This window comes from Oryzibacillus soli (assembly GCF_051594765.1).
GTDB lineage: Bacteria > Bacillota > Bacilli > Paenibacillales > NBRC-103111 > Paenibacillus_AR.
In genome coordinates, this window is the sequence record NZ_JBPPGJ010000005.1 from 170070 (window position 1) to 189220 (window position 19151).

Annotated in this window: 24 protein-coding genes; 12 read left to right on the forward strand and 12 right to left on the reverse strand. The window is 57.6% G+C overall.

Annotated features, from left to right (window positions below; all coding sequences use genetic code 11):
• The first annotated feature begins 5 nt into the window (after positions 1 to 5).
• A complete protein-coding gene (locus ACSEXW_RS08450) occupies positions 6 to 722 on the forward strand; it encodes a YwiC-like family protein (RefSeq protein WP_438445690.1) in 717 nt (238 codons plus the stop codon).
• On the opposite strand, the gene ACSEXW_RS08455 is transcribed toward ACSEXW_RS08450, so the two are convergent.
• Both ACSEXW_RS08455 and mraY read right to left on the reverse strand, forming a co-directional pair.
• Positions 687 to 1514, reverse strand: coding sequence for a hypothetical protein (locus ACSEXW_RS08455; protein WP_438445691.1), 828 nt, complete (start codon positions 1512 to 1514; stop codon positions 687 to 689). The two genes, ACSEXW_RS08450 and ACSEXW_RS08455, sit on opposite strands and share 36 nt — an antisense overlap.
• Positions 1515 to 1665: 151 nt before the next feature.
• Positions 1666 to 2622, reverse strand: a complete 957-nt coding sequence (gene mraY, locus ACSEXW_RS08460) for a phospho-N-acetylmuramoyl-pentapeptide-transferase (RefSeq protein ID WP_438445692.1) — start codon at positions 2620 to 2622, stop codon at positions 1666 to 1668.
• A gap of 203 nt (positions 2623 to 2825) precedes the next feature.
• Between mraY and ACSEXW_RS08465 the strand changes: the two genes are divergently transcribed.
• A complete protein-coding gene (locus tag ACSEXW_RS08465) occupies positions 2826 to 3287 on the forward strand; it encodes a Dps family protein (protein ID WP_438445693.1) in 462 nt (153 codons plus the stop codon).
• A 102-nt stretch (positions 3288 to 3389) separates the two neighbouring features.
• Here ACSEXW_RS08465 and ACSEXW_RS08470 read toward each other — a convergent pair whose 3' ends face one another.
• The 3 genes from ACSEXW_RS08470 to ACSEXW_RS08480 are packed head-to-tail and all read right to left on the reverse strand — an operon-like array spanning position 3390 to position 6195.
• The gene (locus ACSEXW_RS08470) at positions 3390 to 4481 is read right to left on the reverse strand and encodes an ABC transporter substrate-binding protein (protein ID WP_438445694.1); all 1092 of its coding nucleotides are present in this window, start codon (positions 4479 to 4481) and stop codon (positions 3390 to 3392) included.
• Between the two features lie 42 nt (positions 4482 to 4523).
• On the reverse strand, positions 4524 to 5375 hold the full coding sequence (locus tag ACSEXW_RS08475; protein WP_438445695.1) for an ABC transporter permease: 852 nt from the start codon (positions 5373 to 5375) through the stop codon (positions 4524 to 4526).
• A 43-nt stretch (positions 5376 to 5418) separates the two neighbouring features.
• Positions 5419 to 6195: an ABC transporter ATP-binding protein gene (locus tag ACSEXW_RS08480; protein ID WP_438445696.1), complete on the reverse strand. Its 777-nt coding sequence runs from the start codon at positions 6193 to 6195 to the stop codon at positions 5419 to 5421.
• A gap of 375 nt (positions 6196 to 6570) precedes the next feature.
• Here ACSEXW_RS08480 and ACSEXW_RS08485 point away from each other — a divergent pair, with 375 nt between their 5' ends.
• Together ACSEXW_RS08485 and ACSEXW_RS08490 are read left to right on the forward strand one after the other, a co-directional pair.
• Positions 6571 to 8163, forward strand: coding sequence for an FAD-dependent oxidoreductase (locus tag ACSEXW_RS08485; protein ID WP_438445697.1), 1593 nt, complete (start codon positions 6571 to 6573; stop codon positions 8161 to 8163).
• A complete protein-coding gene (locus ACSEXW_RS08490; RefSeq protein WP_438445698.1) occupies positions 8160 to 8504 on the forward strand; it encodes a 4Fe-4S dicluster domain-containing protein in 345 nt (114 codons plus the stop codon). Before ACSEXW_RS08485 ends, ACSEXW_RS08490 begins: the two co-directional genes overlap by 4 nt.
• A gap of 149 nt (positions 8505 to 8653) precedes the next feature.
• Here ACSEXW_RS08490 and ACSEXW_RS08495 read toward each other — a convergent pair whose 3' ends face one another.
• From ACSEXW_RS08495 to ACSEXW_RS08505, 3 genes are all read right to left on the reverse strand, one after another.
• Positions 8654 to 9070: a DUF4395 family protein gene (locus ACSEXW_RS08495; protein ID WP_438445699.1), complete on the reverse strand. Its 417-nt coding sequence runs from the start codon at positions 9068 to 9070 to the stop codon at positions 8654 to 8656.
• 221 nt (positions 9071 to 9291) lie between these two features.
• A complete protein-coding gene (locus ACSEXW_RS08500) occupies positions 9292 to 9501 on the reverse strand; it encodes a cold-shock protein (protein ID WP_438445700.1) in 210 nt (69 codons plus the stop codon).
• Positions 9502 to 9593: 92 nt separating this feature from the next.
• Entirely contained in the window at positions 9594 to 9794 is a 201-nt protein-coding gene (locus ACSEXW_RS08505) for a cold-shock protein (RefSeq protein WP_438445701.1), read from the reverse strand.
• 295 nt (positions 9795 to 10089) lie between these two features.
• On the opposite strand from ACSEXW_RS08505, the gene ACSEXW_RS08510 reads away from it, so the two are divergent.
• Both ACSEXW_RS08510 and ACSEXW_RS08515 read left to right on the forward strand, forming a co-directional pair.
• On the forward strand, positions 10090 to 10527 hold the full coding sequence (locus tag ACSEXW_RS08510) for a Dps family protein (protein ID WP_438445702.1): 438 nt from the start codon (positions 10090 to 10092) through the stop codon (positions 10525 to 10527).
• Between the two features lie 196 nt (positions 10528 to 10723).
• Positions 10724 to 10825: a YjcZ family sporulation protein gene (locus ACSEXW_RS08515; RefSeq protein ID WP_438445703.1), complete on the forward strand. Its 102-nt coding sequence runs from the start codon at positions 10724 to 10726 to the stop codon at positions 10823 to 10825.
• 49 nt (positions 10826 to 10874) lie between these two features.
• Here the strand turns inward: ACSEXW_RS08515 and ACSEXW_RS08520 are convergent, their stop codons facing one another.
• Positions 10875 to 11291, reverse strand: a complete 417-nt coding sequence (locus tag ACSEXW_RS08520; RefSeq protein WP_438445704.1) for a VOC family protein — start codon at positions 11289 to 11291, stop codon at positions 10875 to 10877.
• Positions 11292 to 11514: 223 nt separating this feature from the next.
• On the opposite strand from ACSEXW_RS08520, the gene ACSEXW_RS08525 reads away from it, so the two are divergent.
• Entirely contained in the window at positions 11515 to 12303 is a 789-nt protein-coding gene (locus ACSEXW_RS08525; RefSeq protein WP_438445705.1) for a GNAT family N-acetyltransferase, read from the forward strand.
• 48 nt (positions 12304 to 12351) lie between these two features.
• Here the strand turns inward: ACSEXW_RS08525 and ACSEXW_RS08530 are convergent, their stop codons facing one another.
• From ACSEXW_RS08530 to ACSEXW_RS08540, 3 genes are read right to left on the reverse strand one after another with little or no spacing between them, the layout of a single operon-like run.
• Positions 12352 to 13359, reverse strand: a complete 1008-nt coding sequence (locus ACSEXW_RS08530) for a FecCD family ABC transporter permease (protein WP_438445706.1) — start codon at positions 13357 to 13359, stop codon at positions 12352 to 12354.
• Positions 13356 to 14366, reverse strand: a complete 1011-nt coding sequence (locus ACSEXW_RS08535; RefSeq protein ID WP_438445866.1) for a FecCD family ABC transporter permease — start codon at positions 14364 to 14366, stop codon at positions 13356 to 13358. Before ACSEXW_RS08535 ends, ACSEXW_RS08530 begins: the two co-directional genes overlap by 4 nt.
• Positions 14366 to 15283 (reverse strand): iron-hydroxamate ABC transporter substrate-binding protein, encoded by a 918-nt coding sequence (locus ACSEXW_RS08540; RefSeq protein WP_438445707.1) that lies wholly within the window; start codon positions 15281 to 15283, stop codon positions 14366 to 14368. The genes ACSEXW_RS08535 and ACSEXW_RS08540 overlap by 1 nt, the downstream gene beginning before the upstream one ends.
• A 308-nt stretch (positions 15284 to 15591) precedes the next feature.
• Here ACSEXW_RS08540 and ACSEXW_RS08545 point away from each other — a divergent pair, with 308 nt between their 5' ends.
• From ACSEXW_RS08545 to ACSEXW_RS08565, 5 genes are all read left to right on the forward strand, one after another.
• A complete protein-coding gene (locus ACSEXW_RS08545; protein WP_438445708.1) occupies positions 15592 to 16362 on the forward strand; it encodes a SagB/ThcOx family dehydrogenase in 771 nt (256 codons plus the stop codon).
• Between the two features lie 10 nt (positions 16363 to 16372).
• The gene (locus ACSEXW_RS08550) at positions 16373 to 16504 is read left to right on the forward strand and encodes a hypothetical protein (RefSeq protein WP_438445709.1); all 132 of its coding nucleotides are present in this window, start codon (positions 16373 to 16375) and stop codon (positions 16502 to 16504) included.
• Positions 16501 to 16896, forward strand: a complete 396-nt coding sequence (locus tag ACSEXW_RS08555; RefSeq protein ID WP_438445710.1) for a rhodanese-like domain-containing protein — start codon at positions 16501 to 16503, stop codon at positions 16894 to 16896. The genes ACSEXW_RS08550 and ACSEXW_RS08555 overlap by 4 nt, the downstream gene beginning before the upstream one ends.
• A gap of 111 nt (positions 16897 to 17007) precedes the next feature.
• On the forward strand, positions 17008 to 18315 hold the full coding sequence (locus tag ACSEXW_RS08560; protein ID WP_438445711.1) for a putative DNA modification/repair radical SAM protein: 1308 nt from the start codon (positions 17008 to 17010) through the stop codon (positions 18313 to 18315).
• Positions 18294 to 19139, forward strand: coding sequence for a TIGR03915 family putative DNA repair protein (locus ACSEXW_RS08565; protein WP_438445712.1), 846 nt, complete (start codon positions 18294 to 18296; stop codon positions 19137 to 19139). The genes ACSEXW_RS08560 and ACSEXW_RS08565 overlap by 22 nt, the downstream gene beginning before the upstream one ends.
• Positions 19140 to 19151 lie beyond the last annotated feature (12 nt).

Sequence of the window (19151 nt, forward strand, 5' to 3'; positions counted from 1 at the left end):
GCATCATGAAACGATATATTCCGAATCAGCACGGGGCATGGGCCATGCTGGCCGTGCCCTACATACTCGGGGTGGCGGCAGCGGGAGCCAGACCGATCCACGCTCTGATGTTCGTCTGCTGGCTGCTGGCGTATCTGTTCAGCTTCCCGGTGCTGCAATGGGTCCGTACCGGCCGGAAGGAGCGGTACCGGGGACCCGCGCTGCTCTACGGCGGGCTGCTGCTGCCCGCAGGAGCAGCCTTGCTCCTGTTGGAGCCGCGGCTGATCTATTACGGGCTTGCCTTGCTTCCGCTGCTGGCGGTGAACGGCATCTACGCCCGCATGAACCGGGAGAGAACGGTGGTCAACGATCTGACCGCTATCGTCCAGTTCTCTTCCGTGGTATTCCCGGTCTATTACCTGGGAGGCGGAGACGATTGGGACTTGGCCTCCACGCTGTTCGTGCTCTGCGTGCTGTACTTCACCGGGACGGTGTATTACGTGAAGACGCTGATCCGGGAGAAGGGGAATCCGGTGTTCTATGCCGGATCGGTGCTCTATCACCTGCTGTTGGGGGCGGCGGCGCTCTGGTACGGGGAGCCGCTGCTGCTTCTCTTATCCGGCTTCCTGCTGGCGAGAAGCGCGTTGATTCCCCGGATCGGCCTGACCGTGAAGCAGAGCGGGATTCTGGAGATCGGCGTATCCGCCCTAGTTGCGGTCCTGACGATTCAGGCCGTTCTCTGACGGCAGCTCGAGGCTCAGCTGACGAGCGATGATCCGATCCGGCGCCGGAGCCGTCCGAACGGAATGGAGCCACCATGGAGCCAGGATGAAGAGGCAGCAAGCCAAGGCCAAGAGAAAAGGGGCCACATCTCTCCGGGTATAGAAGCATCGAAGGCCGGCCGCGCCGGCAAACAGGAGCAGGAACGGAAACAGCGGGGGATCGAGGAGGGTTCCGAAGCCGAAGGTGACGCCGCATAGCAGTCCCACCAGCTTGGAGCTGCGGCCCATGCCGAAGAAGAGCAGGAGGCAGCATAGCACCCACGCCTGCAAAAAGGTGCTCCATCCGTCGGAGGGCAGCCATGCGGAAGGGGATTGAAGCAGGGGACCGGCCATGTAGAGCGCGGAGACCATCCATGCCAGGGCAGGAGCGCCCAGCATCAATAACACGGCGGCATACAGGAGCAACCCTGTCCCGATATCCAACACCTGCAGGAGCAGCCGGATCTGGTGGTAGGGCAGTGCGGGCTCGTAGCCGAAGAAGGTGTAGCAGGCAGCGATCAACCGGCAGGCACCGCTTGTCATACCGCCGGAGGCAGTGCGGCTACGGGACAGAGCGGCTGCGGCATAGCGGTTCTTCTGCAGCTGGATCAGGAGCCGGGCGGAGTGATCCCATTCGGCTTCCTCGCCGCTTAGCGCATACTCGGAAGGAATCCCTCCGCGAGCATGCAGCATGTTCCCGGTATCGAATAGCCTAACGGCTCCGCCTGCGGCGATCAAGATCAGAATCGACAGGACGAAGACCAGCTTTTTCAAGGCAATCCCTTCCTTCGTTTCCCGTTCTCTGCTTAGGAAGGTAATGTTCCCGGGGGGCTGGTCCCTTATGCGGGAGCCCCTCAACGCCAACAAAAAACCGCAAGCGCCGAGGATTCGGAGCTTGCGGTTTTTCTTGCGGTTGGGCCAAGGTTCAAGACATGAACACATACCAGTACAGCCACGAGACCAAGGCGGATGCCCAGGAGATGAACCCGAACACCATTACGATCTTGTTCTCGGACCATCCGTACTTCAGGCTGAAATGATAGTGGATGGGAGCCATCCGGAACAGCCGGAGCTTCGTCCGTTTGTAATACCACACCTGCAGGATCACGGAGAACTGCTCGACGAGGTAGACGGAGAACAGGACGGGAATCAGGAGCTCCACCTTCTCCACGACGGCCAGGAAGGAGAGGGAGCCACCGATGGCCAGAGACCCCGTATCGCCCATAAAAGCGCGGGCCGGGTACAGATTATAGATCAAGAGGCCGAGCAGACAGCCGATCATGATCAGGCAGAACAGCTTGACCTCGGGATGATCGGAGATCATGAAGAAGAAGAAATAGGTGGGAATCGATACGTTGATCAAGAGTCCATCCAAGCCGTCCGTGAAATTAATGGCGTTCGCGGTACCGACAATGAACAGGACCATGGCCAGGATATACAGCAGGGCGGGGATGGGAAGCGACAAGGCATCGGTCAGCCGAAGCTCCGGTCCGATGGAGAAGGTCCGCATCAGCACGAACAGCAGAATCCCGGTAAAAGCGAACTGGAACACAAGCTTGGTCCGTCCCGATATGCCGTTAGGATCTTGAAAGGCCGCCTTCTTGAAATCGTCCGCGAAGCCGATCAGGCTGAACAGGAGGAAGGTGGCGCATAGGAACAGGACGAGCGGCTTGGGATAGAAGCTCAGGGAAACGGCGACCCCGACCAGCAGGATCATGCCTGCCATCAGGGGGGTGCCGCGCTTGGCCTGATGGTCCGGCGGAAGCTCCGCGCGGATGGGCTGCGTCAGCCGGAGGGAACGCAGTCCCCAGATCAGGACCGGCGTAAAGAGGGTGACCAACAGAAACGAAAACGTGGACAGACTCAAGAGGGACGCTGCCATACGAAACGGTCTCCTTTTCGCTTCATGCTTTTGATCCAGATGTATATGACACCGGAAGGACAAATATGTCTTTGTCCTCAGCTGTTACCATAGCACAATCACCGCTGCGGGTCCAGGCCCAAGCATAGCTCAACCCGAATAATCCCTCCGGATTAGGGTAACCTGCAAGTGTCTATACACCTTAGAAGGAGGATCCTTACAACATGGCGGTCGAAACCCCAAGCAAAACCGGAAGCTTAACCCCCATTCTCAACCGGCAGCTGGCCAACTGGAGCGTGCTCTTCGTTAAGCTGCACCATTATCATTGGTATGTCAAAGGCAGCCAGTTCTTTACGCTCCATGCGAAATTCGAGGAGCTGTACAACGAAGCGGCCCTACATATCGACGAGCTCGCGGAGCGGGTGCTGACCATCAAGGGCAAGCCCTTGGCCAGCATGAAGGAGTACCTGACCGAATCCAGCATCAAGGAGGCTCAGGGCGGAGAGGATGCGAATGCGATGGTTGCCGCCGTCATTTCGGACTTCGAGACCGTCATCGAAGAGCTGAAGACCGGCATGAAGGCCGCGGAGGACGCCGGGGACGAAACCACCGGAGATATGCTCCTGGCCATCAGCACCGGCTTGGAGAAGCACGTCTGGATGCTGAGATCGTTCCAGGGCGCGTAATCCGCGTCTCACACAAAACCGCCGTACACAGCCGAACGGCACCCCGATGGTTAGAGACGTTCTAACAATGGAGGTGCCGATCAGGGCCGTACGGCGGTTTATTTATTTCAGCAGCCAATCCGGCAGGCTGAAGTCTTTTTTGGCCAAGGCTTCGTCGATGATGAACTGCTTGGTGCCCTCCAGCTGCTTCAGCGCCGCCTCGGGGAGAGGCTGTTCCGGAATCTCACCGATAGGATAATCCTTGCGGATGATCTCCGGCGGATACTTGTAGATCTGTCCCAAGAATTCATAGTAGGCGTCCTGCTTGGCCAACAGATCGTTCAAGGCTTTCCCCTTCAAGTCGTTCCACACCTTAGGGAAACCGGGATTCTTGGTTAAGTATTCCTCGGATACGACGGTCAAGCTGGTGCCGGTCAAGGTCGGGTTCTTGGACGCTTCGTCAATCAAGGGGAACCCCTTCGCGACGAGCTGGGGGCCGGCTCCGCTGGCTGCGGCCAGGGCGTCGATCTCCCCGCGCTCCAGAGCCGCCTCCGCATCGGCGGACAGCAGGTGGATGATCTTCACGGAGTCGTACAGGTACTCCTTCTTCAGCACTCCGACCAGATACCGGTGGATGTAGGAGCCCTTCTGGACGGCGATCTGCTTGCCCTTCAAGTCGGCCAAGGTCTTGGGACCGTTCTTCTTGCCGATGATGTAGGCGTTCATGCCCACGTTGCTGAAGCCGATCAGACGGGTCTTGGAGCCGTTGGAGCGGGCGACGATGGCCGGTGTATCGCCGAGGATACCCACGTCCAGCCGACCGGCCAAGAGCGCTTCGTTAAGATCGGGGCCGTTGGGGAAGGCGGTGAACTTCACTTCGGTAATGCCGAGCTTCTTCAGGTCCTCGGCTGAGCTTCCCTTGTAGAAGCCCCAGCCCTCGGCACCGCGTGGCAGGTTCAGCGGATTGGCGCCGATATAGCCGACGCGGAGCGCCTCCGGGATGGGCTTGGCGGTATTGCCTGCGGGGGCGGTACCGGCTGCGGACGATGGAGCTGCGGTTGCTTTGGCAGTCGCGGCTGCAGATGCACCGGCAGTGGCATCCGGCTTCTCTCCACAGGCGGTGACGGCGAACAGGGAGACGGCGGTCAGGAGCGTCAAAGCGGCGGTGCGGAGCTTACGGGCAGGCGATGCGATATGGGTAGTCAGCATGGACATGGAGTGGTACCCCTCTCTGGTATGGTAGGATAGGATCGCGGTTTAGCCGGAGAAGCTGTCGCGCCAGCGAAGCAGCTTTCTCTCTAGGAACCGGACAATGGAGTCCGTTATCTTGCCGAAGACAGCGAAGATGATGATGCCTACGAAGACGACGGTGGTCTGGGAGAACTGACGGGCATCCAGAATCAGATAGCCGATCCCTTCGCTGGAGCCCATCAGCTCCGCGACGACGAGGCCCAGCCAAGCCACTCCGATGGAGAGGCGGACACCCAGCAGAATGTTGGGAAGAGCGGAGGGAAGGATCAGCTTCACGATCTGCTGATACCGGTTAAATTGCAGGACCCGTGCGACCTCGAACAGCTTGTTGTCGGCCCCCCTAATGCCGAGAAACGTGTTGACATAGATCGGGAAGAAGGCCCCCTTGGCGATCAGGAGAATCTTCGAGAGCTCCCCGAAGCCGAACCACAGGATGAACAAGGGGGTAACGGCGAGATGGGGAATCATCCGGATCATCTGGAAGCTGGGGTCCAGGGTTTGCTCCACTTTGCGGAAGAATCCGACGGCAATGCCGAATAGGAGTCCGAAGGTGCCTCCGATCAGGAAGCCGACCAGCACCCGGTAGAGGCTGATCCGGAGGTGTCCGAAGATCTCGCCGGAGCGGATCAGATCCCGGAAGGCCAGGCCGATGTCATAGGGGGTGGGCAAAAGATTCGGGGAGACGATCCCCCGATCCCCGGCAAGCTGCCAAAAAATCAGGAGAGCCGCGGGGAAGAGGGCTCCCAGCAGGAAGCCGCCCGGCTTGTAGCCTTCCTTGCGGGTAGTCCGGCCCTTTCGGGCTTTGACGGCGGGGTCGGCCGGGAGGGGCACGGCCCATGCTTTGGTCGGTTGACTCATACGTTAGGTTCACCTCATCTTCTTGGGATGGCAGCGGATCCGTTCAGATACCCGAGCTGTCGATCAGCTCCAGCTCCTCGATCCGCTCGAATTCATTAAGAACGTGGAGCCGGTATTCCTGGAAGGAGATACTGGATTTCTTGCGGGGGAATGGAAGGTCCACCGGCACGATTTTGCGGATGGATCCGGGTCTCGGTTTCAGAATGACGATGCGGTTCGCCAGATAGACGGCTTCGTCGATGTCGTGGGTGACGAAGATCATCGTAGTCCGGTTCTGCTGCCAGATGTCCAAGAGAACCTCCTGCATGTGGGATCGGGTGAACGCATCCAGAGCACCGAAGGGCTCATCGAGCAGCAGCACCTTGGGATTGCGGAGGAGGGCTCTGGCAATGGCTACCCGTTGAGCCATCCCGCCCGACAGCTCCCGGGGGTAAGACCTTTCGAAGCCCTTCAGCCGGACCAGCTCGATCAGCTCGTCAACCCGCCTTCGGATCTCCGTGTCGTGAAGCGGCAGGTCGGCGGCAATGTTGCGCTCTACGGTCAGCCACGGGAACAGGCGGGGCTCCTGGAAGATGAAGCCCCGTTCGATCCCGGGGCCCCTGACGGGCCGGTTCTCCAGTGTGACGGTTCCTTCATAATGAATATCAAGGCCCGCAATGATCTTGAGCAGTGTGCTCTTGCCGCAGCCGCTAGGCCCGATGACTGTCAGGAACTCTCCTTCCTTGACGGTCAGCTCGATGTTCAGAAGGGCTTGAACCGTACCGTTCCGGGTGATGAAGCTTTTGTCCACTTGCTTGACTTCCAAGATGGGGGTGCTCATATCTTTCACTCCTCTCCGGGTAACAAAAAAAGGCTTATTCTTATGAAAAGAATAGCCTCCGTTTGTACGGTAAACTAATGATATAGATCATGATAAGAACAATAGCCGCCTTCGTTTCGTTAAACCGATAAATCCTATCGGCTAGGTCGTATTTGAGTGAATCTTACCAAGACGTTACGAGGCTGTCAATAACCTTTTTAATTTTAAAATAATGATTGACAGTCGCAAAAGGACTATGATACATTTTCATCCATAACCAAGTAAAACGCTTGGTAAATATGGTTTTAGATCCTATAACCATCTACCAGTCAACTGGAGACGCGTGAATTTCACGGGTCTCTTTTTGTTTAAATGAGAAAATGGGAGGTTGAAACGATGAAACCGTTGCATAACCATGGGAATGCGGATGTCCTGGTGATCGGAGGAGGGCCGGCAGGAACTTGGGCCGCATTAACGGCTGCGTCACAAGGAGCATCGGTGGTGCTGGCGGATAAGGGCTATTGCGGCACCAGCGGAGCGACCGCGCCTTCAGGAACCGGCGTATGGTATGTGGAGCCTACAGAGGAGAAGCGGGAGGAGGCTTTGAAGAGCCGGGAGGCATTGGGAGGGTATCTGGCCGACCGCCGATGGGCCACCCGGGTGCTGGACCGGACCTATTCCAATATGAACCGGCTCGCCGAGTACGGGTACCCCTTCCCGATCGATGACGAGGGCCAATCGTTCCGCCGCAGCCTGCAAGGTCCGGAATACATGCGGCTCATGAGAAAGCTGATCCAGAAGGCCGGTGTCCGCATCCTGGATCACAGTCCTGTGCTGGAGCTCCTGACCGATGAGCATGGTGTGGGAGGGGCAAACGGGGTCCATTTGCATTCCGGAGAAGCCTGGACCGTCCAAGCCAGTGCTGTGGTCATCGCCACCGGCGGCTGCGCCTTCCTGAGCAAGGCGCTCGGATGCAATGTCTTGACGGGTGACGGCTATCTGCTGGCAGCCGAGGCAGGTGCCCATCTGTCCGGCATGGAGTTCTCCAATGCCTACTCGATCGCACCGGCATTCGCCTCCGTGACGAAATCGGCCTTCTATACCTGGGCGACCTTCTACCATGCGGACGGAACGGTCATCGAAGGAGCCGGCTCCCAGCGGGGACGTTCCGTGATCGCCCGGACACTCCTGACCCAGCCGGTTTTCGCCCGTCTCGATCAGGCGGGTCATGAGGAACAGAAGTGGATGCGTCTGGCGCAGCCAAACTTCTTCCTGCCCTTCGATCGGGCCGGCATCAATCCGTTCCGCGATCTGTTCCCGGTTACGATGAGATTGGAGGGAACCGTTAGGGGAACGGGCGGCATCCATCTGACCGGAGAGGATTGCTCTACGGCGGTGCCTGGCTTGTACGCCGCCGGCGATGCGGCCACCCGGGAGTTCATCTGCGGAGGCTTCACAGGGGGCGGCAGCCATAACGCGGCCTGGGCCATGTCCTCCGGTTCCTGGGCCGGTGAAGGGGCGGCGGCTTATGCCAAGAAGCTGGGCCAGCTTGCCTATACCCGTCAGGTAAGGGGCGCCGGCGTTACTCCTACAGCCAACGGGCACGGGGCGGCAGTCGGGACCGCCACACGCGGAATCATCGAGGCGGTCCGGGAAGAAGTCGCCCCGTATGACCGGAACCTGTTCCGCAGCGATGTGAAGCTTCGCGCTTCCATCAGCCGCTTGGACCAAGTCTGGAACGAGATCCGGAACGGTTCCTTGGCGGGAGACGCCCATCTGTCCAAAGCCCGTGAAGCGGCGGCCATGACGGCCACCGCACGGTGGATGTACGCGTCCGCGCTGGAGCGCAAGGAGACCAGGGGCATGCATAAGCGGGAGGATTATGCCCAGCAGGACAACGCGCAGCAATACCGGCTTCTGTCCGGCGGATTAGATGAGGTATGGGTGAAGCCGGATGCAAGCACCGTGAAGGAGGTGACGGCCGTATGATCGAGATTGTAAGCGAAGAGCGCTGCGTCAGCTGCAACTCCTGCGTAGAGGTATGCCCGACGAACGTGTTCGAAGCGGGGGCCGACGGCATTCCCGTCATCGCCCGTAAGGATGATTGCCAGACCTGCTTCATGTGCGAGCTCTACTGCCCGGTGGATGCCCTGTATGTGGCCCCCCATGCCGAGCAGGAGATTGCCGTGGCGGAATCGGAGCTCGACAGTGCGGGCCTTCTCGGCAGTTACCGGGAGGGGGTCGGCTGGGGCAAGGGAAGGGTCTCGACGGCATCCTCGGACGCATCATTCCTTATGTACAAAGCCATGCGCAGGAAGACGGGACATTGAACACGGATTCCCGGCGTATGATGACCCGAGCGGCGGCTGCTGATCACAGCCGCCGTTTTATGGTCGCCATCAATCATATAAGCGCCGGCGGCGTATGGTTCGGAATGCTCCGTATCATACGCCGCCGGCGCCTTCTTATGCCAGTGTTCTTAGGAATGGGTACGTCTGATGGCCTTCCATTGCTTATAGCGGAAGTAAATGGTACAGCCGATGCAATAGCCCAGGAGTGCGGCACTTGCTGCAGCCAATAGGAGGGAAGCGGTAATATAGCCTGCTGCGTTCGCGCCAATAAGGAAGAAGAGGGAAGACAGCGTCAGGAATATTACGGCCAGTGCATTGTTGAACCGGGTCAGCACTGCGGCTTGCCTGCCGGAACCGGTGCTGCGCAGGAACGGCTTCACGGCCAGGACGAATAGGTTCCATCCGCCTCCGGATGCCAGGCCAGTAACCTGTACCGCCAGCAGCGCTCCAGCAATCACGGGCTCTCGGAACAACAGCAGGGCCAGAACGGATCCGACAATCCCAATCTGGTTCGCCTTCACGTAAACCAAGGGCACATCTTTCATGAGCAGGCTCCCCCTTCCTTAGGGAAAAGATATAATTCCTATAAGATAACTATGAATAAATCATATCAATTGCTTCCCGCCTTGTCAATCCTTGGATGTGCCGAGTAACAGACGCGGGTATTCGGAGATACGGACAACAAAAAGCCCTCGGCTGCTTGGCCAAGGGCTGATAATTTGGATGATCTAGAGGTATTGAGTTAGGGCTGGTGGATGGATAAGCTTTACGCTTTGTAGCCGTAGTTCGAAGGATTCAAGATCGGAAGCGTCTTGACGCCGCTGGTCATCTGGGATTGGCACAACGGGCACACCGGCTCGGCTTCCAAGGCAAAATTATTCCTCATCCAGCCATTGCAGCCGTCCTTCTGGCAAATCCATACGGGGGTTTCCTCCGAAGGTCTTTCCTCCACCGACTTTTTGCGGGAATAGTACATCGTTGTGCCCTCCTTGTAGGGGTATCAAGATATGGTAGTAACAACAAAGCTGCCCCTGGCATCCTGGAGAGGAGGGGGCAGCTTATTCGCGCTTACAGCTTAACGACGTTCTCAGCTTGCGGACCGCGGTTGCCTTGAACGACGTTGAATTCGACGCGTTGACCTTCGTCCAAAGTCTTAAAGCCTTCGCCAGTGATGGCGCTGAAGTGGACGAATACATCGTTGCCGCCTTCTGTCGTGATGAAGCCGTAGCCTTTCTCTGCGTTAAACCACTTTACTGTACCGGTTTGCATGGGGATTGCCTCCAAGGGTGTAATTTGCACGGATCTTCCGGGCAGAAAAAAAGATTCACATAATAGACAAGGTTATTCCCTTCAGTAAACAACCCTCTCCATTATGTGAATGCTGATCCAAAAATCCGATGTTGCCACTATACCACATCTTGGGGACAATAGCAAATCCAAGTCCCTACGCAAAAAGAGGTAACATCGCTCTAACATTGAAATGTTGCTAAAATTGTAATACCTCTCTGTACATCAAAACATGTACAATAGTACATGGACATACATAATATGGGAGGTAACGAGGATGAGTGTTAATCTGTCTGACGTGTTGAACAAACAAATCGCGAACTGGAGCGTCCTGTTCGTGAAGCTTCACAACTTTCACTGGTATGTGAAAGGCGGGCAATTCTTCACTCTGCATCTGAAATTCGAAGAGCTGTATACCGAAGCCGCTCTGCATATCGATAATCTGGCCGAACGTGTTCTGGCCATCAAGGGCAAGCCTTTGGCGACCATGAAGGATTACTTGGCGGCATCCTCCATCAAGGAAGCGGCAGGCAGCGAGAATGCCAATGAAATGGTTGCTGCAACCATCGCGGACTTCGAAACCGTCATCGCCGAGCTGAAGGAAGGCATGAAGGCTGCGGAAGCGGCGGACGACGAAACCACCGGCGACATGCTTCTGGCGATCCACACCAGCCTCGAAAAGCATGTATGGATGCTCTCCTCCTTCTTGGGATAAAAAACGGAATGGCGAGGCCCTTCGGCCTCGCCTTTTTGCTTTATTGGGGTACCCACACGTAAATCCGCCCACAACGCACACTTTGGGCTCGGAGACCGGGCGATCGTCCAATCCGGAGACGGGCAGCCGCCGTATATTGATAAGGTCTTGAGCGAAAGATCAAGATCACCATAACCCCACAAAGGAGTGTTCATTCATGGCATATGCAGCAGGCGGCGCAGGCGGAATTTACGGTGCAGTAGGTTTGGTTCTGGTACTCTACATCCTTCTGGTCATCATCTCCAAGCCGATGTACTAAGAATCGGAAAGGGAAGAAGCAGCGGCCTGCGGGCTGCTGCTTCTTTTTTCTATTCGTTGGAATAGCTGATCTGCCATTCGATGCCGAATTTGTCGGTCAAGGTGCCGTAGCACTTGCTCCAAAAGGTTTCCTGCAGCTCCATGCCGATCTTGCCGCCTTCGGACAGCTTGCGGTACAGATCCTTGATCTCGTCTACATCCTTGCTGACGATGGTCAGGCTGATGTTGTTGCCTTGAACGAACGGGAATCCCGGGAAGGTATCGGAGAACATGACCATGGACCCGTGGATGTTCAGGAAAGTATGCATGACCAGGTTCTTGGCTTCTTCCGGTACCGGGAAGTCCGGATTCGACGGCGACTCGCCAAAGGTCATGATGTGGGGCTTGTCCGAGCCGAAAACCTCTGCGTAAAATTCCACCGCTTGGCGGCAGTTGCCGTTAAAGTTCAAATACACATTTAAGCTCATGGGATTCGCTCCTTCATGGATATTGGCATCGTTCGGCGGAACAACGCTTCTCCCATATTGTAGCATTTCCACCGCGGAATACCAAACGGAGAGCTGCTGGATCGACGTGAAGATAGCCCGGAGATTTCACATTTCTGCAATACCCAGCAACCCCAAAATATGGCATAATGTGTGAAATCCCTTCCAGGATGGAAGGAAAACCGCACCGAGAAAGGACATGGCCATGATTCTATTAGAGCCCCGTGAATATGGGAAAGCCCTTGAGCCCCTCCAGCAGGTGAAGATCAATACGATGTTCGCCGAAGCGGTGGTCCGATGCCGGATCCCAGGCTTGATCTATGCCGATTGCGCGCACGATCCGAACGCCTTCTGTGTGTTTCATCCTTACGGGATGTCCCTGTTGTTCGGAAGAACCGAACGGGAATCGTTCCATCGCTCTCTGCAGGAGTACCTTACGAATGCGGATAGAACCCGGACGAAGCCCGAATGGCTTCAAGCCGATCCCATGGGGGATTGGACGGAACGGATCGAGAGACTTCCGGGCATTGAACGGCACACAAGGGTGAATTTCCGGTTCAACCCGGAAAGGTATGCTGATTGGAAACGGTCGGTAGATGAACGGGAGCCGAAACCGGTTCGGACTTCGGCGGAGATGTTCCGGAATCAGACCGGGAGTGTGGTAGCCCGGAACTTCTGGCAGGATGCGGACCAGTTCATGGGGGAGGGAATCGGCTATTCGCTGATCATCGGTGGTGAAACGGCTTCAACGGCCTTCTCGGCCTTCATAGACCAGAAGCGGCTGGAGATCGGCATAGAAACCTCGGAGTCTCACAGAGGGCAAGGCTACGCCGCCAGGGTCTCTTCCGCACTGATCGACGATATCCTGCAGCGTGGCTTGGAGCCCGTGTGGTCCTGCAGGCTGGAAAACGTTGGCTCCTACCGGCTGGCTATCCGGCTCGGATTCGAGCCTGTTCTCAGCATCCCGTATTACCGGTTGGTACAAGCACAGTAGAAAAGAAGCGCCCGAGGCATGATGCTCCGGGCGCTTCCTTCTTGCAGGTTACTTTCTGAATAACAGGGCGATAAAATACGGTGCCCCGATCAAGGCGACCATGATCCCGGCCGGAATGCCGTCGGGATCGGTCAGGTTCCGCCCGGCCGTGTCGGCTAGAAGCAGCAGGAAGCCGCCTGTCAGGATAGCCACCGGCATGAAGAGCTGATGGCGAGGGCCGATAAGCGCGCGGGCGATGTGCGGGGCCATGAGTCCTACGAAGGCGATGGAGCCGGAGACGGATACGGCTGCGGCTGCCAAGGCTACGGCAGTCAGGAGAAGGACGATTCTCTCCCGTTCCACCGACACGCCGATTCCCGTCGCCACCGGGTCTCCCAGCTCCAAGAGATTCAACCGTTTGGCTTTCACCAGCGCGAAGGGGATCAGAACCGCAAGCCAGGGGGAGACCGCCCAGATGAAGGGCCAGTCCGTGCCCCATATATTGCCGGCCAGCCACTTGGCGATGAAGTCCACCTTCCAGTAATCTACAGCGGAGATCAAGACGATCATCATCCCGGAGAGTGCGATGGAAAAGCCGACGCCGATCAAGGTCAGCTTCATGGGCTGGAGACCTTCATTCCGGCTGTAAGCGAAGAGATAGATCAGCGCAGCGGTGATCAAGGCCCCCGCAAAGGCCGCGAGCGGAAGCAGGTATGCGAACGCGCCCGCGTCCACCGGGAAGAAGAGGAAGCAAACGGTGACGGCTACTCCGGCTCCGGCATTGATCCCGAGCATGCCGGGGTCCGACAGCGGGTTCCGCGTAATTCCCTGGAGGATGGAGCCGGACACAGCAAGTGCCATTCCGGCGAGCAGGGTGATGACGATTCTCGGCAGCCGGACGGAGAAGAGGACGAACTCCTCCTTGAAGGTTCCTTCCCCCATCAGGGTGGGAAGCAGCCTTCCGTAGGACAGGGAGGAGTAGCCCATTCCGGCGGAGAGAACAGCCGTGGCTGCGATCAGGACCAGCAGGACGGCCAGAATGATGCGCTGCTTACGCAGCAGGGAAGAGGAGATCATGAGAAGGACCGGCCTCCCTTGCGCGCGATGAACAGGAAGAAGGGAATGCCCATCATGGCGACGATAGCCGCCACCGGTGTTTCATACGGAGCGCTGACCGTCCGCCCTAATGTATCTGCCGCTAGCATCATGACTCCGCCTGACACTGCCGACATGGGAATGATGAAGCGGTAATCGGAGCCTACGAATGTTCGCACGACGTGGGGCACCATCAAGCCTACGAAGGCCAGGTTGCCGACTAGGGATACCGAAGCCCCGGCAAGAAGGATGACAACGACCACCAGTGCCGCCCGAATGCGGGCGATGTTCTGCCCCAAGCCTGCGGCTACCTCCTCGTGAAGACTCAGGATCGTGACCTGACGGGCGAACAGGAGAGCGACCAGGATGCCTACGACGATCACCGGCACGATCACCAGAAGCTGGTCCCAGGTTGTGCCGATCAGCCCCCCGGCCGTCCACATGGATACATTCTTGGAGATCTTGTAAAAGAGGCTGATGCCGTCCGTTACCGCATACAAAAAGGTGGACACGGCCGCCCCGGCCAGAATCAGCCGGAGGGGAGAGAGAAGGCCTCTGCGCATGATGCCGATCCCGAATACCAGCACGGCCCCAAGGGCGGCCCCGGCGAAGCAGGCCAGCATGAAGCCGAAGTATCCGGCGGAGGGAACGAAAGCAACGGCCAACGCCAGCGCCGCATTCGCTCCGGCCGTCAGCCCCAGGAGCCCGGGATCCGCCAAGGGGTTGCGGGTGATGCCCTGCATCACCGCTCCCGACACGGCGAGAGCGGCCCCTACGAAGACTGCGGCAGTTTCACGGGGCAGACGGATTTCGCGGAGCATGGAGATCTTATCTCCGGATACGCGGGAGGTTACGGCAAGCCAAAGCTCCCGGAACGATACTTCGACCGCTCCCGTGACCATCGCGAAGATGAACATGCCGGCCAGAATCAAGAGGCCGGCGGTCAGCTTCGCGGCGAACCAAGCGGAGTGCTTCGACGACGTGCTCATCATTTGAACGATTTCTTGAAGATGTCGAGAAGATACTCCAGTGTGACCGGATCACTGTAAGTGGCGGCTTTGGTATTGATCTCGATCACACGGCCGCTCTTCACGGCAGGGATGTTTTTCCAGGTGTCGGTATTCAGGAAGGAGCTATTGCCGTCCGGGTTCTTGCTGAACACGATGTAGTCTCCTGCGAATTCAGGCAGCGCTTCGATGGACAGCGCGTGGTAGCCCGGCTTCAGTGCGGCGTCCACGACCTTCTGCGGCATCTTCAGGCCCATGGCCTGATACAGAATCTCGGTTCCCCGCGCCCAATTGTTGCCGAAGACGTAGAGCTGCTTGTCGTCATTCTCGATGACGGAGACAGTGGCGTTCTCGCCGATCTTGGTTTTGATTTCCTTACCGGCGGCTTCCGCACGCTTCTTGAAGTCATCGACCCAGGCTTGGGCTTCCTTCTCCTTGTTCAGCAGCTTGCCGATCTCCTTCTGCTGCTCCAGATAATCGAGCTTGCCCCAGGTGTAGACCACGGTGGGGGCGATCTTGCTAAGCTTATCGAGGTTCTTGGTATAGGAGCCCGCGATGATCAGATCGGGATTCAGCTCGATGATCTTCTCCAGGCTTTCATCGGATACCACTTGAACGCCCTTGGTCTTCTCCTGAAAGAGAGGATTGCCGGCGGTGTATTGGTCCACACCGACAAGCGTGCCGCCAAGAGCAATCACGTTCGGAGCATTGGAGAGTCCGATAATCCGCTTCGGGCTAGCAGGCACGGTTACGGGACCGTTCTCGGACGTATAGGTGACGGTTCCGGATTTGGCCTCCGGAGACGGGCTGCCGGCATCTGCGGACGGTTCTTTCTTTCCACCGCAGGCACTCAAGACTACTACAAGGACTAGAACAGCGAGTAAAGACCATTTCTTCATGTTCATTCATTCCTCCCACATTCATCTCTATTGGTGAAAGCGTTCTGGCAGGCTTCGCACGTCATTACATGCAAATGATAATCATTATCACCCGCGACACTAAAATACTATAATTGCCCACAATTTGCTTGTCAATATTAAATTTGAGAGATAAGCCTTGCGTTATGTTGTTATTAATTGAGAATTATTATCACCTACATAATTTCCACAAAGATTTCGTTTCTCGTCCGGTCCGGAAAGCCCGATATCAGGTATACTTATGCCACATGTTGCCACAACGGGCCAGAGAAATGACGGGAGGAAGCAGGATGAAGCGTATGGAGGAAGAACTGGCGGAACGGATCCGTCGCAACCGGATGTTGATGAAGAGCGGATTCGGCGGGGAGGAGCTCGAGTCGGACCAGCAGCGGGGCTTGCCTCAGCCCCCGCTGGCCAAGCCTCCGTCAGGCGGGGAGCGGATAAGCTTGCCGGAGGATTTTGCCACGGCTGTGGTGTCGGCGGATTATTGGACGCTGGTTCAAGAGAGGAAGAGCTGCCGGGTCTACAAGGAGGATGCGTTGACACTGGAGCAGCTGTCCTTCCTCTTGTGGACCACTCAAGGGGTGAAGGGGATCCGGGGAAACCGCTACGCGACCATACGCCCGGTTCCCTCCGCCGGAGCCCGGCACCCGTTCGAAACCTATCTCGCCGTCTTCCGGGTAGAGGGTCTCCGGGAAGGGATCTATCACTATCTGCCTCTGGAGCACGCCCTGGAATACATCGGGGAAGAGGAGCATCTGGAGGAAGCCGTCACCTTCGCTTTATGCGATCAGAAGTGGGCGGCCAAGGCGCCGGTGACCTTCTTCTACAGTGCCGTGCCTTACAGAAGCGAGTGGAGATATTCGGACCGTTCCCATCGGGTTATGCTGTTGGATGCGGGGCATGTGATGCAGAATCTGTACTTGAGCAGCCATGCCATCGGGTGCGGGACCTGCGCGATTGCAGCGTTCGAGCAGGAGGCCGTGGACCGGCTGCTGCGCTTGGACGGGGAAGAGGAATTCGTGATCTATGCGGCTCCGGTCGGAGTCCAATCTCATTAGGAGGCGGAATGTGGGTACAATTCGTCGAACAGTGCTGATCGCGATGATGCTGGAGAAGGGGTATGAATCGCTTCCCTGGCGGAATAATGGAATCAAGAGTCATCAATCCGCAACCTTCGGAAGGGAAGGCGTATCCCCATGAATCTGTCCCAAATACTCTCCATCGTGCTGCTCTTGTCCATCGGTTGGATCCTATACCGCCACTTCGCGCCGGTGAAGGGCTTGACGGAGCTGAACGAGCAGGATTTCTCCCGTAACATGGAGGACTCCGGCAACAAGATGCTGATCGATGTCCGGGAGGCCCATGAGTTCCATCAGGGTCACATCCCAGGTGCGACCAATCTGCCGTTGTCCCGATTGAATGACCGGTGGAGCGAGATTCCCCAGGCCAAGGAGCTCTTCCTGTATTGCCAGAGCGGTGCCCGCAGCAAACGTGCGGCCTCCGTCCTGATTCGCAAGGGGTACGGGCCGGTCAGCCATCTGAAGGGCGGCTTGGCCGTATGGACCGGCAATCGGTCCAAGAAGGTGCAATAATCTCACGGGAACCGTCCTTTTTATAGAGGGCGGTTTTTGTATTTTTGATGTACAATATGGTAAGAACATATGTTCTGTGGTATACTGCCCCATATAAAGGGGGCTTGCGTTGTGGAGCTGATCGATAAGCTGGCCGTTCTCTCTGACTCGGCCAAATACGACGTGGCATGCACCTCCAGCGGAGCCGAGCGGAAGAGCACGCCGAACGGATTCGGGAATACGGTGGGGATGGGAATCTGCCACAGCTTCTCGGCGGACGGTCGCTGTATCTCGCTTCTGAAGGTGCTGATGACGAATGCCTGCATCTATGATTGCGCATACTGCGTGAACCGCCGGTCGAATGACCGTCCGCGGGCTGTATTCAAGCCACGGGAGCTGGCGGACCTCACCATGCAATTTTACCGGCGCAACTATATCGAGGGACTGTTCTTAAGCTCAGGGATCATCCGGAGTCCCGATTATACGACGGAGCAGCTGATTCGCACGCTGGAGCTCCTGAGAGAGGAGTACCGCTTCAACGGCTACATTCACGTGAAGGCTATTCCGGGAGCGGACAGCCTTCTTCTCTCCAGACTCGGCATGCTGGCGGACCGGATGAGCGTGAACATCGAGCTGCCTTCCCAGGAGAGCCTGAAGCTGCTGGCACCGGACAAGAGCAAGGATTCGATCCTGAAGCCCATGGGACTGATCCGGGAGAAGATCCGCGAGTCCAGCACGGAGCTCGTGAAGTACCGGCACGCCGCCAAGTTCGCACCGGCCGGCCAGAGCACCCAGCTCATCGTCGGTGCAACTCCGGATACGGATTACAAGATCCTGACCTTGACCGAAGGGCTGTACCGCAAATATAACCTGAAGCGGGTATTCTATTCCGCTTATATGCCGGTTACGGAGCATTCGCTGCTCCCCTCCGTGGAGACGAAGCCGCCGCTGCTTCGGGAGCATCGGCTGTATCAGGCGGATTGGCTGCTTCGCTTCTACGGGTTCCAGGCACAGGAGCTGCTTGACGACCGGAATCCCAACTTCAATCCGCTGATCGATCCCAAATGCAATTGGGCGATTCACCATATGGAGCTGTTCCCGGTGGAGGTCAACCAAGCTCCATATGAGATGCTGCTTCGAGTTCCCGGCATCGGGGTTCGCAGCGCGCAGCGGATCTTGACCGCACGGAAAACCGGAAGCCTGGATTACGCTGCCTTGAAGAAGCTGGGGGTTGTGCTGAAGCGGGCCCAATATTTTATCACATGCAAGGGGAAGGCGCTGGAGGGACTCCGGGTTAATGAGAGCAATGTGCTGCGCTCGCTTATCTCGGCGCAGGAGCTCCGGAAGCTGCAGCAGCCGGAAGTGGAGCAGCTGACGCTGTTCGACGATCCCTCCACGGCGAAGGAGAGTCTGATTCAATGCTTGACCGGCCAACTCTGATCTACTCTTATGACGGCAGCTTCGAGGGGCTGATGTGCTGCGTGTTCGAAAGCTATGAGCGCAAGGAAATCCCCATGGACATCTGCTCCGAGAACGGGGAGGAGGGCTGGCTGTTCGAGTCCAAGCGAATCGTTACCGATCCCGTCAAGGCGGACCGAGTCTATCGCTCCATACCGGGGCGTATCTCGCCCGAGGCCCAGGAGCTGGTGCGGCTGGGCTTCCATACGTGCAGTCCCCGCAAGGAGATGCTAATCCTGCAATTCCTCCGGCTCGGATATTCCCGGGGGAGAGCCGTCATGGATATGCTGGCTGACGATACCGTTCATGACCTGAATAAGGCGGTTCAGCACCTGACGCGGGAGGGCCACCGGTTTATGGGGTTCGTCCGGTTCAGCGTCTATGGAGAGGTGAAGGTGGCGGTGATCCGGCCGGACAATGCCGTACTTCCTGTCATTATGGAGCACTTCTGCGACCGGTACCGGAACGAAGCTTTCCTGATCTACGACGAAACCCACCGGATGGCCCTGGTACACCGCCCCGGCGAGTCCCGCATCCTCCCGCTGGAGGAGCTGAGCCTGGCGGCACCCGACGCGGCGGAGGAACAGTTCCGTCTCTTGTGGAAGCGGTTCTACGACACGGTCGCAGTGGAAGGACGGGTCAATCCCAGGCTCCGGATGGCACATATGCCGAAGAAGTATTGGGGACAGCTTCCGGAGATGAATGGGGAAGGGGAAGCGCGCTACATGCCCAAGCCGGACCGGCTGCCGCATATGGCGGGCGAGACTCCGTCCCGATTGACGATTCCATCCGGAGGGGATTCATAAATAAAACGGCGG